Genomic DNA, 14668 nt, shown 5'->3' with positions numbered 1-14668 from the left:
CGGTTTTTAGTTGGAGCCCGGCTTCGGGTTGCCATCCTCCTCGGTGCCTTCTTCCGGACCGCCGTCAGCAGGGCCCGCGTCGGCAGCGTTCCCGTCGGCGCCGGTGTCTTCGGCAGCGTTCTCTTCGGGGTTTTCGGGAGCAGCATCTTCGGCGGGCTCATCGAAGCCGCCTTCCAGCAGGCGCTTCAACGCCGCATCGACGTCGGAGTCTGCCGCTTCGAGCAGTTCCCGCCGCTTGCTGAAGCCCTTGGGATCGTCCAGGTCCTCCGAGGTGGGAAGCAGGTCCGGATGCTGCCAAACGGCGTCGCGCCCTTCAATGCCGCGTTCCTCGGTGAGGTGCGCCCACAGGGCGGCTGCGTCGCGCAGCCGCCGCGGACGCAGCTCCAGGCCCACCAGCGAAGCGAAGGTGTGCTCGGCCGGGCCGCCGCTGGCCCGGCGCCGGCGGATCATTTCCCGCAGTGCTCCTGCGGACGGCAGGTTGGCGGTGGCTGCGGCGGTGACTTCGTCCACCCACCCTTCCACCAGGGCCAGCGCCGTCTCCAGCCGTTCCAGGGCGGCGTCCTGGGCGGGCGTGCGCTGCGGCTGGAAGACCCCGCCGGAAAGGGCGGACTGGATGGATTCGGGATTCGCGGGATCAATGTCGCGGGCGGCTTCTTCGATCTTGGAAATGTCGATGTGGATGCCGCGGGCGTAGCTTTCAATGGCACCGAAGAGGTGCGAGGCAAGCCACGGAGCATGGGCAAACAGCCGGGCGTGGGCTGCTTCCCGGACGGCGAGGTAAAGCCGGATTTCCGTGTCGGGGACGTCCAGGCCCTCGCCGAAAGCGGCAACGTTGGCCGGCAGCAGTGCCATGGTCCCGGCGGCGAGCGGCAGGCCGATGTCGGTGGAGCTGACCACTTCCTTGGACAGGGCACCCACGGCCTGGCCGAGCTGGATGCCGAACATCGCCCCGCCCATGTTCGCGAGCATGGAGGACGCTCCGCCCATCATGGACTTCATTTCCTCGGGCATCTGGGTGGTGATCGCGTTGGATAGCGCTTCGGAAATGCTGACGGCCACCGGTTCCGTCAGGCGGCGCCATGAGTCCATGGTGGCCTCGACCCATTCGGCGCGGGACCAGGCCCGGCCGAGGGCGGCAGTTGATGCGAAGTCCGTGGCCGGGTCCAGCCAGAGCTCGGCCAGGTGCAGGGCTTCGTCGACCTCGCGGGCCGCGGCGGGGCCGGTGGAGGGATCACTGCCGGTCGCGGCCACCCGGCGTGCATTGTCCTTGGCCAGCTGCCAGTTCACCGGACCGTCGGAGGGGGTGCTGAACATGGCCTGCACCTGCTGGAAAATCATCGCCATGGCATTCGGATCAGAGGGAAGTCCCGCTGCCTTGGCCAGCTCGGAGGGGTCCATGCCGCCGGCACCGCCGCCGCCGAACAGGCGCGCGAGCATTTCGGACAGCGGATCCTGGGGGTTGTCCCCGCGGTCGGAAGGATTGGAACTCATGGGATACCACCGGTCCTGTGGAAGGAGATAAGAGGATAACGCTTACGATGCCCGGCAGCAGCCGACCATATTGCCTTTACGTTACCGGCAGTGCCCGAGGCCTGTCCCGCACGGCCGTATTTCGTTCGCTGTAGGCAAAGCCCGGCTGCACGCCCGGCTTGCGGTGCGGGCGTAGGCTTGCAGGGTGGTGCCCGGCAACACAAGGCGGGTACGCAGACACGTACGGCACACACACATGTCCGGCTATATGCACGGCACAAACGCAGGAAAAGGTTGGACAGTTGCGCCCCACACATGAAGACGGCAGCGGCGCGGGGTACGGGGGAGGCGGAACGGGTAACTCCCGCCCGCAGGGACCGGGCGCCCCGGCACCGCAGCCTGACGGCAGCTACTCCGTCTACCCCTACCAAGGTCTGGGCGACGGAAAGCCGGTGCCGGCCAAGCGCTCGCCCCGGTCCCGCGGCATCCTCGTTTCGGGCGTTCTCGCGTTTGTCCTCGGCGGGGCGGGGCTGCTCCTGCCGGCCCAGTACGTGGTGGAGTCCCCGGGACCCACGTTCAACACGCTCGGAACCGCCGGCGGCAAGGACATCATCCAAATCGAAGGGGAGCGCAGCTACCCGACTGACGGTGAGCTGGACCTGACCACGGTTTACGTGGCCGGCGGTCCCAGCACCAACATCAGCATTTTCCAGGCCCTGGGGGGCTGGGTGAACACCAACGACGTCGTGTACCCCGCCGATTTCCTCTACGCGCCGGGAACTACCGGCGAGCAGGTGGATGAAGAGAACGCCGCTGCCATGACCTCGTCCCAGGAGTCCGCCGTGGCAGCAGCACTGACGCTGTTGGAGATCCCGTATACCCAGGAGCTCTCCGTGGGGTCCGTCGTCGAGGGTGCCCCCGCCGAGGGCGTGCTGCAGGCCGGCGACACTGTGCTGGCAGTGGGGGACACGCCTGTCGACGGCATCGACACCCTCCGGTCAGCGCTGAACGACGCCGGCGGGTCACCGGTGGATGTCACGGTCCGGCGCGGCGGCTCCGAGGTCATGGAGACGCTGACGCCCCGAAAGTCGGACTCCGGCGTCTACCAGCTCGGAATCGAGTTGGCGACGACCTTCGATTTTCCGTTCGAGGTGCGGATCGGTGAGGGAATGGACCGGGTGGGCGGCCCGTCCGCCGGCATGATGTTCGCCTTGGGGATCGTGGACCGGCTCACCCCGGAGCAGCTCACCGGCGGCAGGCACTTTGCCGGTACGGGAACCATCGATGCTGCGGGCAACGTCGGGCCCATCGGCGGAATCCGCCAGAAGCTCATCGGCGCCTCGGACGCGGGTGCGGAATTCTTCCTGGCCCCGGAGGCGAACTGCGCCGAGGTGGTGGACCACATCCCCGAAGGACTGGCAGTGGTCAAGGTGTCCACGCTGGACGAGGCGAGGGACGCCGTCGGAAAACTCGCGGCCGGTACTAACCCGGCCGATCTGCCGCAGTGCAGCTTGTAGCGTAAACGGGTAGCTGACCGGCCCGGCCTCGTTACGATCGGGACAAGCTTGGAATCGGAGTCCGCAGGAAGTGGCAGCCGGGGAACAATCCAAGGCAGAATGAGTAGGGACGGCTTCAGGGCCTTCCGGCGGGGAAAAGGGGTTGAAAATGCTCCCGGAACCACTCCCACCGGTGCAACCCGGCGAGGCCGCGAGCCGACGCACCGAACGATGAGGTAACTGTGACTTCCGGACCAAACGGCCCATTCTCCCGACCCGGCGCAGCAACTGCCACCGGCAGGCGACGGCGGCGCAGCCCGCTGATCGCCACGCTGATTGTTGTGGCCGTGCTCGTCATTGGCTTCGTGTACTTCTCCCAGGTGTATGCCAATGTCCTGTGGTTCAACCAGTTGGGTTACCTGGAAGTCTTCGTCAAGGAGAACCTGACCCGGATCTGCATGTTCCTCGCCGCTTTCCTCGTAATGGCCGCCGGGGTGTTCACCAGTATCCGGGTGGCCTATGTATCGCGGCCCATCTATGCCCCGGACAGCGCCCTGCAGGACAACCTGAACCGGTACCAGGCCCAGCTTGAACCGGTCCGCAAGCTCCTGATGATCGGCATCCCCATTGTGGTGGGCGGGTTCGCCGGCACGGCGGCCATGTCCATGTGGCAGCAGGCACTGCTCTTCTTCAACCGCAAGGACTTCGGGGAAACCGACCCGCAGTTCAACATGGACTACAGCTTCTACCTGAACACCCTGCCCTTCATCGGGTTCCTCGTCGGTTTCCTGATCAGCGTGGTGGTGATTGCCGGCATCGCCGGGCTGTTGACCCATTACCTGTACGGGGGCATCCGGCTGGAGGAAAAGGGTGTCTTCGTGAGCCGCCCGGCGCGCCTGCACCTGGCGATCATTGCCGCAGCGTTCCTGATCCTGCAGGCCGTGAATTTCTGGCTGGACCGCTACGACACCCTGCTGAGCACCTCCGGAACCTGGACCGGCGCGCTCTACACCGACGTCGAAGCCGTTATCCCCACCAAGGCCATCCTGGCCGTCGCCTCGGTCATCGTTGCCGTGCTGTTCATCCTCTCCGCCGTGATCGGCCGGTGGCGGCTGCCGATCATCGGCACCGCCATGCTGATCATCACCGCCATCGTGGCCGGCGGCATCTACCCCTGGATTGTCCAGCGCTACCAGGTCCAGCCCTCGGAGCTGAACCTGGAACGCGAGTACATCCAGCGCAACATCGACCTCACCCGCGAAGCGTACGGACTGACCGACACCGAGGTCATTCCCTATGACGCCACGGTCAATGCCAATGCCGGTGCCCTGGCCCAGGATGCCGGCACCACCTCCAACATCCGGCTGCTCGATCCGAACGTTGTATCCGACGCGTTCAGCCAGCTGCAGCAGTTCCGCCAGTACTACCAGTTCCCGCAGACCCTGAATGTGGACCGCTACGAGATCGACGGCGAAGTCCAGGACACGGTCATCGCGGTCCGTGAGCTCAACGTGGGCGGTGTGCCCACCGGCTGGGTCAATGAACACATCCTTTACACGCACGGTTACGGCGTGGTGGCCGCCAGGGGCTCCACCGTCGAGGCCGACGGCAAGCCCAGCTTCATGGAATCGGGCATACCGTCCACCGGTGTGCTGACGGAAGACGGATCCTACGAACCGCGGATCTACTTCGGTGAGAACTCTCCGCAGTACTCCGTGGTGGGTGCCCCCGAGGGCAGCGACCCGGTGGAGATCGACCGGCCGCAGACCGGCAACTCGGAAGAGGAATCGCAGACCACGTTCAGCGGAGAGGGCGGCCCGAGCGTCGGAAACCTTTTCAACCAGCTGGTCTACGCGATCAAGTTCCAGTCCACCGAGCTGCTGCTGTCCGACGCCATCAACGACGAATCACAGATCCTTTACGACCGCGACCCCCGCGAGCGGGTGGAAAAGGTCGCTCCGTACCTGACCGTGGACGGCAATGCCTACCCGGCGGTCATCGACGGCCGCGTGAAGTGGATCGTGGACGGCTACACCACCAGCAAGTACTTCCCGTACTCCACGCAGCAGGAACTGCAGGATGCCACCACCGACTCGCTGACCCCCGGTGCAGCTGCGCTGCCGCAGGAGCAGGTGAACTACATCCGCAACGCCGTCAAGGCCACCGTGGACGCCTACGACGGCTCGGTCACCCTGTACGCATGGGATGACCAGGACCCCCTGCTGCAGTCCTGGCAGAGCGTTTTCCCGTCCACGCTGAAGCCCTACAGCGAGATGTCGGCTGATCTGCTGGCCCACGTCCGCTACCCGGAGGACCAGTTCAAGGTCCAGCGTGAACTGCTGGGCAAATACCACGTGACCGACCCGGACTCGTTCTACAAGAACGACGACGCGTGGAGCGTGCCGTCCGATCCCACCGGCGGCAACTCCAGTGTCAAGCAGCCGCCGTACTACCTGTCCCTGCAGATGCCGGGCCAGGATGAGGCCACGTTCTCGCTGACGACCCCGTTCATTCCGTTCGTGACCGAAAGCGGGGAGGCCCGGAACGTGCTCTACGGTTTCCTCTCCGCGGATGCGGACGCGGGAACAGGCGAAGCCGGCGTGAAGAGCGAGAACTACGGAAAGCTCCGCCTGCTGTCGCTGCCTACGGACACAGCCGTGCCCGGACCGGGCCAGGCGCAGAACACCTTCAACTCCGATCCCACCGTGTCCAATGCACTGAACCTGCTCCGCCAGGGTGCTTCGGAAGTCATCAACGGCAACCTGCTCACCCTGCCGGTCGGCGACGGCATCCTGTACGTCCAGCCGGTCTATGTGCAGTCCTCCGGTGCATCGTCCTATCCGACACTGCAGCGGGTGCTGGTCAACTTCGGTGAGAAGGTCGGGTTCGCTCCGACCCTGGACGAAGCGCTGAACCAGATCTTCGGGGGAGACTCCGGTGCGGACACCGGCGACTCCGGCAACGTGGGCGCCACCCCGGAAACACCCGGTACCGACGTGACGGCACAGTCGGAGCTCTCAACCGCCCTGTCTGATGCAGGCAAGGCCATCCAGGACGGCCAGTCCGCCCTGGGCCGCGGAGATTTCGCGGCCTACGGCGAGGCGCAGGCAAGGCTGAAGGACGCAATTACCCGGGCCACCGCGGCGCAGGAGCAGATGGAGAGCGGCGGCGAAGCCGGCGGAGCACCCGCTGCTCCCACCGACGGTGCCAGCGCACCGGCTGCAGACAGCGGCAGCGGCGACTAGGCGGGCAGCCATATCCGGCCGGTTTGCACCCGGACCCCGCGGCGGGTAGAGTTAGATATCACGCCGCGGGGTGGAGCAGTTCGGTAGCTCGCTGGGCTCATAACCCAGAGGTCGCAAGTTCAAATCTTGCCCCCGCAACCAAAAGGAAAGTCCCTCGAGGATCCGCAAGGAACCTCGGGGGACTTTCCTTATATCCGCTCCCGCCGCGTTCTAGACTTCCACCTATGGGACAGCGACCCGTGGAGCGTGATCCGGACCGCGGTGAGACCATGCTGCAGAAACTGGACCGCAACTGGACCGATTTGCTGCAGGAACTCCGGGTGCTCCAGACGGGTATCCAAATCCTCACCGGATTCCTGCTGACGCTGCCGTTCCAGCAGCGCTTCGCCGGCCTCAACCGGATCCAGATCGGCCTCTACCTTGCGCTGGTTGTGCTTTCCGTGCTCGTGACGGCGCTGCTGATGTCAACGGTGGTTATGCACCGGACCTTTTTCCAGCAGCGGATCAAGCGCGCCCTGGTCAACAATTCGGACATGCTGCTGCGCTGGACGCTGGTGCTGGTGGGACTGATCCTGGTCGGGACCATCGGTTTGATCTTCGACATCGTGCTGTCGGGAGCCGCCGGTGCCGTGGCGGCGCTGGCAGTGGGGCTGGTGGTGGCCCTGCTGTGGCTGGTGCTGCCTCAGGTGCTGCGGCGCCGGGCCCTGCGTGCCCGGACGGCAAAGGACGGACGCCGGTAGGCGTCCGCCCTTTCTGCCCGCCGCCGCGGCGGCAGGTGCGTGTGGGGCTATTCCTCGATTGCGGACTGCTTGGTGCCCGCGGAGGACTTCAGGGCGGCCAGGCGAGCCTCGACCTCCGTCTGCTCGCCGAGGTCTTCCAGGCTTTCAAACTGGGCGTCCAGACTGGAGGCGGTCAGTTCGTTGGCACCGCGGACCCGGGCTTCTTCGCGGCGGATCTTCTCTTCGAAGCGTCCCACCTCAGAGGTGGAGTCCATAACGTCGATGCTCTTCATGGCGTCGTGCATCTGCGTCTGCGCGGCGGCGTTCCGGGCGCGGGCGATGAGCTCGTCCCGCTTGCTGGTGAGCTGGTCCAGCTTGCCCTTCATCTGGTTCAGTCCGGTCTTGAGCCGCTCGACGATTTCTTCCTGGGAAGCGATGGTCGGCTGGGCGCCCTTGGCCTCGTTCTCGGAAGCGATCTGGCGCTGGAGGGCCACCTTGGCAAGGTTGTCGAACTTTTCGGCGTCCACGGTGTTTCCCGCAGCGCGGAATTCGTCCGCCTTGCGGGAGGCGGCCAGGGCCTTGTTGCCCCAGTTCTGCGCGTTCTGGATGTCTTCGTTGTAATCGTCCTGAAGCATCCGCAGGTTGCCGATGGTCTGGGCGACGGCGCTTTCAGCTTCGGCGATGTTGTTGCTGTAGTCCCGCACCATCTGGTCGAGCATTTTCTGCGGGTCCTCGGCCTGGTCGAGGATCGCGTTGATGTTGGCCTTGGCCAACTGGGTGATACGTCCGAAAATTGACTGCTTAACCACGGTGTCTGCCTTTCAATATGCTGTGTTCGGAATTGCCCGCGTTCGCCATGAAACCGTTACGGGTACATCTTGGTGTACTTTCGGGGCTTTGGCCCCTGCAGTGCTAGAAGTTTCCTCCGGAGGAACCGAAGCCTCCGCCGCCGCCAAAACCGCCGCCGCCGAATCCTCCGCCGCCGAAGCCGCCGAATCCGCCGCCGCCCCAGCCGCCCCCGTGGGAGCCGCCGCGCAGGATGGAGTCGATCAGGATGCCGCCGAGGACCGCGCCGCCCAGGCCGCTGCCCCCGCGTCCGCCGTAGCCGCCGCCTAAACCGCCCCCGCCGAACCCGCCGTCAAACCCGTCAACGTCCTGCTGGGCCATATCTGCGGCCTGGGCTGCCAGCGCATTGGCCTGCTGGGCATAGGCGAGGGCGCTGACTGGATCTGACGCCTGCAGGGCTACCGCCTGCTGCAGGTTTCGTTCGGCCTCGGCGAGCCGGGTCCGCGCTTCGCTGCCCACGCCGCCGCGGCGGGCACGGATGTAGTCCGACGTTCCGGAAATCTGGGCCTGCGCGGCCATGAGGGCGTGCTGCAGGGAATCCCGTGCACGGCGCTCCTGCTCCTGGCGGTCCCGGATGCCCTCGAGTGCGGCGTCCAGCTGGCTGTTGGCTGCTTCGAGCCGGCGGAGCAGATCCACGGGATCAACCGGGCCGGCTGCCATGGCCTGGCGGGCTGCATCCACTGCGGCGCGCACGCCTGCGACAGGTCCGGCAAGCCCCGGGTTTCCGCCGCCGGCGGCAAAAGCTTCCGCCTGGGCGAGATCCTGGTTGGCGTCGGCAATCGCTCGCTGCAGTTCCTGGTGCGCGGCGTCCAGTTCCTGCCCGCGCTTGTCGATGGCGTCGAGCAGCACATTGGCCTGGTGAACGGCTTCTTCGGCGGCCCGCACGGAAACCACCGCGGAGGAGGTGTCGCCCTCGCCGAGCTTTTCGTTGGCCGTGGCTGCAGCACTGGCAACGAAGGCGAGCCGCTCGTTCGCCTGGTCGATGTTGTCGCTGACCTGGTTCACCGCGGAGGCCGCGTAGCGGGCACGCAGCGAGTCCAAAGCTGCCGCAGAGGTGCTGAGGCGGGAAGCGGTCTGGTCTGCCGCGGCCTGTGCTGCGGCCAGCGCTGCGGGCGCGTTCTTCTCCAGTTCACGCAGCTCGTCGAACTCCGCTTTGTGCGCCTGGAGTGAATCGTTGACGGCCTCGCACCGGCGGATGATGTCCTTGAGCCAGGTCCGCTGCTGCTGCTCGGTGTCGGGGATGTGGTCATCCAGCTGCTGCTGCAGCTTGAAGGATTCACCCATGTGGTTCCGTGCGGCCGCCAGGTCTTCGGAGAAGGTGGTGACGGCGTCTTCGCCGTACGCGGCCATCGCAAAGGCCAGTTCCTGCTCACTGGACTTAATCGCGTCGTCGGCCGCGACCAGCAGGCTGCCGGCCCGCTTGCGCAGGTCAGGCACGCTCATGGTGTCCAGTGGATCCACGGGAGCCGCCGGTCCCTGCTGCTGAGCGGGAACGGACGCCGGGGATTTCCGCCGGCGGCTGCGCAGCAGCAGTGCGGTCCCCACGCCGCCGGCCACTACGACGCCGCCCACTACCAGGGGGGCCACGCTGGTGCCGCCGGATTCGGAGGACGAAGCAACTTCTCCGTCGCCGCCGCGGGCTATGTCTGCCAGGGAATCGGTGGCGTTGAGGGCGGCAGTGGCCCACTGGGAGGAGGAAATGTCCCGGGAGCCGAGCAGGGGATCGGTGGCTGCGGCCAGGATCGCGTTGCGCCGGGCTTCGGTCAGGACACTCTGGTCTCCGGTGGAGACCTCGATCTTGCGGTCCTCTGTGGCGATGCTCAGGAGCGCTTCCTTGCTGCCCATCCCCTTGGCGTCCACTACCTGCTGCGCCCAGGCCGTGGGATCAGAGGGGCTGGTGAAGGAGTCCACATACACCACGTACAGCGTGTAGCCGGTGCTGCGCTGCACATCGTTGATGGCCTGTTCAACCTTGGACGCCTCGCCGCCCAGCACATTGGCCGGGTCCACAACAACCTCTCCCGGCGGGATGCGGACGGGGGATTCGGACTGCACCATTGCGGCAGGCGCAACCACGGAGGATACCGACGACGACGCCGGGTCAAGGGCAGAGGACGCCGCCGACGCCGCCGCGGGGGACAGGATCGCAACCGCACTCAGGCCGAACACGGCCCCCAACCTGTTCCGTGACCGCATAAAACATCCTTTGGTTATTGCCCGCTGGTTGCGGGTCGCGCAGGCCGACCGCAGACTGTGTTGTGACTGCTGTTGCGACTGCCTGTTGCCGATTCGACGTTGGTACCGATTCTAGGGGCAGCCCTAACCCCCGTCCACCGCGCTCCGCCCGGCTGCCGTGGCTGCGCACCCCCTCTGACCTGCCGGTTCGTCGGTGCTGCAGTGGAGTTGTGCCGGTGCGGGATGCCGCGGCATATCGGATCCGGCATTCGGGATCTTCACAGCAGATGTCCAGCAATCATGCGCGCAGGTCCCAGAATCCGCTGTCATAGTGGATACGTAAACGTTGTGGCTACACCATGGGTACACCGAATTTGGAAAGGAAACCCACATGACTGAGCAACACGGGGGAACCGACGGCCCTGAGCGCCACCTGCCTCCCCGGCCGCCGGCGCCGCCGGCGCCGCCGTCGTCATACTCAGGATCTGCGCAGCCAGGATCTGCGCAGCCAGGATCTGCACAGCCAGGATCTGCACAGCCGGGATCTGCACAACCGGGGACCGGGCAGCCGTCCGCCGAACCGGGTACCGGACCGACGTACGGGGCAACGTACGGCTCTTCCCCGTACGGACCGCCTGCCGACGGGTCAGAAGGCACGGCATTCCAGGCGCCGGCCGGAACGGGGCAGGAACACCCGGGACGGGCAAAGAAGTTCGGCGCCGGAGCGCTGGTGACCGGCATGGTACTGGCGGGCCTCCTGGGCGGCGGCGTCGCCGTAGGTGCCAACAGCCTTATGGATGGCGACTCGAACGGCGCCGGGCAGACCGGCCAGTCCGAAACCGTTGTCGTCAACAACAAGGACAGCGTCAACGCCGTGACCGCCGCAGCGGTCAAGGCCTCACCCAGCGTGGTGACCATCGAGGTTGCCGCATCAGGCAGCACGGGTACGGGCTCCGGGATCATCCTGGACAATGAGGGACACATCCTGACCAACACCCACGTGGTGACCCTCGGCGGTACCGCCGCCGACCCGACGGTGGAAGTGCAGACCTCGGACGGCCGGGTCCTGCAGGCGGCCGTCGTCGGAACCGACCCGGTGTCGGACCTGGCAGTCATCAAGGTCGACGCCACGGACCTGACGCCGGCAGCACTGGGGGACTCGGAGAAACTGAACGTCGGGGACACCGTGATCGCCATCGGTGCGCCGCTCGGCCTGGCCGGAACCGTCACCGACGGCATCGTCTCCACGCTCAACCGCACCATCAGCGTCCAGTCCTCCGCGGCTCCGGAGTCGGACTCGGACTCTTCTCAGGTGCCCGAAGATGACGGCAACGGTTTCCGTTTCGCTCCGCCGGATGGTTCCTCGCAGGACCAGAGCTCCGGTGAAAGCTCGATCTTCCTGAACGTGCTCCAGACGGATGCGGCTATTAACCACGGCAACTCGGGAGGCGCACTGGTGAACACCAGCGGCGAGGTGATCGGCGTCAACGTCGCCATCGCCTCGGCGGCCTCGGGCAGCGCAGGGGAGGAGAGCGGCAGCATCGGTGTCGGCTTCGCGATTCCGATCACCTACGCCCAGCGCATCGCGGATGAAATCATCGACAACGGATCGGCCTCCCACGGCTATCTCGGTGTGTCCGTGAAGCCGGCCACAGCGTCGAACTCCTCCTCTACCTTCACGGTAGGCGCAGATGTGGCCGACGTTGTCTCCGGGTCCCCGGGCGCCAAGGCAGGCCTGAAGAAGGGCGACGTGGTCACCTCGGTGAACGGTATGCCGGTCACGGATGCACAGTCACTGACTGCAGCCATCCGCATGCAGCCCGCGGGCGGCAAGGTCACCATTGACTACACCCGCGACGGCAAGGCCGCCAGCACCGACGTTACGCTCGGCGACTCCGCCGAGCAGTGACCCGTCACGAGTAATTCCAGGGACGGCTAACCGTTCCAGCGGGCGAAGGGCCGCTTCCGGAAATCCCCGGAGGCGGTCCTTCCTCCGTACCGGGGGCATCCGGGGAACATGGTGTGATTAGCTTTAATCGCGCCGTCCCACCGGAAGGCGCGCGTCGGCGGGAGCATTCCCGGCCGTCGGGAACCGATTTCCTACCGGAAAGGCGCGGAATGCAGGAAGCAGCCAACCGTCCGCTGAACATTGTTGTTTTGGTAAAGCATGTCCCCGACGCACAGTTTGACCGGCACCTCACCGGCCCGGGACACACCCTGGACCGCTCCGAGAGCATCCTTTCCGAGCTGGACGAATACGCGCTGGAAGCGGCCCTGCAGCTGGCCGAGGCACGAGGCGGCGAAGCGGCAGGAAACCGCGTCACTGCCCTCTCGATGGGACCGGCCGCAGCCGTCAACGCCGTCAAGAAATCCCTGCAGATCGGTGCCTACTCCGGCGTCCACCTCTCCGACGAAGCCCTGGCCGGCTCCGACGCCGCCGGGACGTCGCTCGCGCTCGCCGCGGCCGTACGCGCCATCGCCGACGCAGACGGGCCGGTGGACCTGGTCATCAGCGGGATGGCATCCACCGACGGTGAGACTTCCCTGGTGCCGGCGCAGCTGGCCGAACGGCTTCAGCTGGCGCAGGTAACCTTTGCGTCCGAGCTGGAGGTAGCCGACAGCGCTGACGGCCCGCTCGTCAAGGCCCGCCGCGACGGCGACTCCTTTACTGAGACGGTCGAGGCGCCGCTGCCGGCGCTGGTCTCGGTGACGGACCAGGCCAACGATCCGCGCTACCCCAACTTCAAGGGCATCATGGCCGCGAAGAAAAAGACCGTACGAGTGCTCAGCCTCGCAGACTTGGGCATTGAGGCCGGCCAGGTGGGCCGCGACGGGGCCTGGACCACCGTCGCCGCGTCGGCACCCCGGCCGCCCCGTTCACAGGGAACCATCATTACCGACGACGGATCGGCCGGCGTGCAGCTGGTGGACTACCTTGCCGCGCAGAAACTGATCTAGACCCCCCGACCCTTGCACCGGCGCTTCCCGCGCGCCGCCGCCCACGTCCCGAAGGAGCGCATCCCATGGCGTCCGTCCTCGTTTTCCTAGATGTCCCTGCCCTGCCCCTGCCGCGGGCCGCCCGCGAATTGCTGACCCTTGCGGGCAGCGTGGGTGAACCGGTGGTTGCCTCCGCCCGACCGCTGGAGACGGAACTGGCGGAAGCGCTGGCTGCGCACGGCGCACGGAAGGTTTACGAGCCTGCCGGAGACCTGGATACCGTCCTGGTTGCCGCCAAGGCGGCCTTCCTTGCCGAAGCGGCCACCGCGGAGCAGCCGGCCGCGATCCTGCTGGGCAATTCCTTCGAAGACCGCGAAATTGCCGCTCGCACCGGGATCAAACTGGGCTCCGGCGTGATTACCGACGCCGTTGCCGTTGCCCCCGATCTCGCCGTCACCAAGTCGGTGCTGGCCGGGTCCTGGACCTCCACGTGCCGGGTGCAGGCCGGAACGCCGATCATCACGGTGAAGGCCAACAGCGTTGAGCCCGCCGACGCCGTCGAAGCCGGTGCACCGGCCCGGATCGAGCTGCCGGTTCCCGAGGCCGGCCCCGCGGCACGGGTGACCGGGCGTACCGGCAAACGTGTCAGCGGGCGGCCCGAACTGGCCGAAGCGCGGGTGATTGTGGCAGGCGGCCGCGGCATGGACGGGAACTTCGGTCCCGTCGAAGAGCTTGCGGATTTGCTGGGCGGGGCCGTGGGAGCGTCCCGCGCTGCCACGGATGCCGGCTGGATAGAGCACTCCGCGCAGGTGGGCCAGACCGGCAAGACCGTGTCTCCGCAGCTGTACATTTCCGCCGGCATTTCCGGGGCGATCCAGCAAAAGGCGGGCATGCAGACAGCGCAGGTAATTGTGGCGGTAAACAAGGACGCCGATGCGCCGGTCTTCGAAATTGCCGACTTCGGCGTGGTGGGCGACGTGTTCTCGGTCCTGCCGCAGGCGGCCGCGGAAATCCGGAAGCGCAGGGCCTAGCGTGGACCAGTTCCCAACGCCCGGCCGGGTCCTGGCCTTCGCCGCCCACCCGGATGACATTGATTTCGGTGCCGCCGGCACGCTGGCCCGCTGGGCGTCCGACGGCGCCCGGATCACGTACTGCATCATGACCTCCGGGGACGCCGGGGGATTCGACCCCGCGGACCGCACCGGGGTCAGTGAGCTGCGCAGCGAGGAACAGCGCGCCGCAGCCCGCGCAGTGGGGGCCCAGGACGTGGTGTTCCTGGGGGAGCGGGACGGCTACCTGGAGGTGAACCATTCGGTGATCGCCCGGGCAGTGGAGCAGATCCGCCGGGTACGGCCGGACGTAGTGCTGGCAATGCACCCGGAACGGAACTGGGACCGCCTGCAGGCCAGCCATCCGGACCACCTCGCCTGCGGCGAAATAGTGACCCGGGCGGTGTATCCCGCGGCGGAGAACCCCTTCGCCTATCCCGAACTGGCCGAGCGGGGACTTCAGGCGTACAAGGTGCCGTGGCTGTGGTTCTACGGTGCGCCGCGTGAGCGGGAGAACCGGGCCGTGGATGTCAGCGCCACCGTGGACACCAAGCTCTCCGCCATCCGGGTGCATGCCAGCCAGCACCTGGACATTGAGGGCATGGACGCCTCGGTGCGCCGGTTCCTGCAGGACAACGCACGCCGCCACGGTATGTCCGAGGGCTCCAGTGCCGAGGTCTTCCACGTGGTGGGCGTCAATACGCCCGAGACGATCGCCGGGTTCTAAACCG

General features: G+C 66.6%; 10 protein-coding genes and 1 tRNA gene. 8 read left to right on the top strand and 3 right to left on the bottom strand.

Features of this window, described 5'->3' with window-relative positions:
* Positions 1-6 precede the first annotated feature (6 nt).
* Positions 7-1491, bottom strand: a complete 1485-nt coding sequence (locus LJ754_RS01135; protein ID WP_227925001.1) for a zinc-dependent metalloprotease — start codon at positions 1489-1491, stop codon at positions 7-9.
* Between the two features lie 281 nt (positions 1492-1772).
* Between LJ754_RS01135 and LJ754_RS01130 the strand changes: the two genes are divergently transcribed.
* The 4 genes from LJ754_RS01130 (at position 1773) to LJ754_RS01115 (ending at position 6951) form a co-directional block, all read left to right on the top strand.
* A complete protein-coding gene (locus LJ754_RS01130) occupies positions 1773-2987 on the top strand; it encodes a YlbL family protein (RefSeq protein ID WP_227925000.1) in 1215 nt (404 codons plus the stop codon).
* A 221-nt stretch (positions 2988-3208) separates the two neighbouring features.
* Positions 3209-6211 carry a UPF0182 family membrane protein gene (locus LJ754_RS01125; protein ID WP_442860181.1) on the top strand — a complete coding sequence of 1001 codons (3003 nt, stop codon included), beginning with the start codon at positions 3209-3211 and terminating at the stop codon, positions 6209-6211.
* Positions 6212-6275: 64 nt separating this feature from the next.
* Positions 6276-6352 (top strand) — tRNA-Met (locus tag LJ754_RS01120).
* Positions 6353-6435: 83 nt separating this feature from the next.
* A complete protein-coding gene (locus LJ754_RS01115; protein WP_227924999.1) occupies positions 6436-6951 on the top strand; it encodes a DUF6328 family protein in 516 nt (171 codons plus the stop codon).
* A 47-nt stretch (positions 6952-6998) separates the two neighbouring features.
* On the opposite strand, the gene LJ754_RS01110 is transcribed toward LJ754_RS01115, so the two are convergent.
* Both LJ754_RS01110 and LJ754_RS16805 read right to left on the bottom strand, forming a co-directional pair.
* The gene (locus LJ754_RS01110) at positions 6999-7739 is read right to left on the bottom strand and encodes a PspA/IM30 family protein (RefSeq protein ID WP_227913659.1); all 741 of its coding nucleotides are present in this window, start codon (positions 7737-7739) and stop codon (positions 6999-7001) included.
* A gap of 103 nt (positions 7740-7842) precedes the next feature.
* On the bottom strand, positions 7843-9972 hold the full coding sequence (locus LJ754_RS16805) for a TPM domain-containing protein (protein WP_269439666.1): 2130 nt from the start codon (positions 9970-9972) through the stop codon (positions 7843-7845).
* A gap of 718 nt (positions 9973-10690) precedes the next feature.
* On the opposite strand from LJ754_RS16805, the gene LJ754_RS01100 reads away from it, so the two are divergent.
* From LJ754_RS01100 to LJ754_RS01085, 4 genes are all read left to right on the top strand, one after another.
* A complete protein-coding gene (locus tag LJ754_RS01100) occupies positions 10691-11860 on the top strand; it encodes a S1C family serine protease (RefSeq protein ID WP_331461502.1) in 1170 nt (389 codons plus the stop codon).
* 209 nt (positions 11861-12069) lie between these two features.
* Positions 12070-12909 (top strand): electron transfer flavoprotein subunit beta/FixA family protein, encoded by an 840-nt coding sequence (locus LJ754_RS01095; RefSeq protein WP_227913662.1) that lies wholly within the window; start codon positions 12070-12072, stop codon positions 12907-12909.
* Positions 12910-12974: 65 nt separating this feature from the next.
* On the top strand, positions 12975-13919 hold the full coding sequence (locus LJ754_RS01090) for an electron transfer flavoprotein subunit alpha/FixB family protein (protein WP_227913664.1): 945 nt from the start codon (positions 12975-12977) through the stop codon (positions 13917-13919).
* Between the two features lies 1 nt (position 13920).
* Positions 13921-14664, top strand: coding sequence for a PIG-L deacetylase family protein (locus LJ754_RS01085; protein WP_227924997.1), 744 nt, complete (start codon positions 13921-13923; stop codon positions 14662-14664).
* The last annotated feature ends 4 nt before the right edge of the window (positions 14665-14668 follow it).

It is taken from the genome of Arthrobacter sp. zg-Y40 (assembly GCF_020731535.1).
Lineage (GTDB): Bacteria > Actinomycetota > Actinomycetes > Actinomycetales > Micrococcaceae > Arthrobacter_B.
This window is presented reverse-complemented; position numbering and strand designations above follow the sequence as displayed.

Coding starts and splice junctions, on each gene's coding strand:
- LJ754_RS01135 (WP_227925001.1), bottom strand. CDS start 1,491: ATGAGTTCCAATCCTTCCGACCGCGGGGACAACCCCCAGGATCCGCTG.
- LJ754_RS01115 (WP_227924999.1), top strand. CDS start 6,436: ATGGGACAGCGACCCGTGGAGCGTGATCCGGACCGCGGTGAGACCATG.
- LJ754_RS16805 (WP_269439666.1), bottom strand. CDS start 9,972: ATGCGGTCACGGAACAGGTTGGGGGCCGTGTTCGGCCTGAGTGCGGTT.
- LJ754_RS01100 (WP_331461502.1), top strand. CDS start 10,691: ATGGTACTGGCGGGCCTCCTGGGCGGCGGCGTCGCCGTAGGTGCCAAC.
- LJ754_RS01095 (WP_227913662.1), top strand. CDS start 12,070: ATGCAGGAAGCAGCCAACCGTCCGCTGAACATTGTTGTTTTGGTAAAG.
- LJ754_RS01090 (WP_227913664.1), top strand. CDS start 12,975: ATGGCGTCCGTCCTCGTTTTCCTAGATGTCCCTGCCCTGCCCCTGCCG.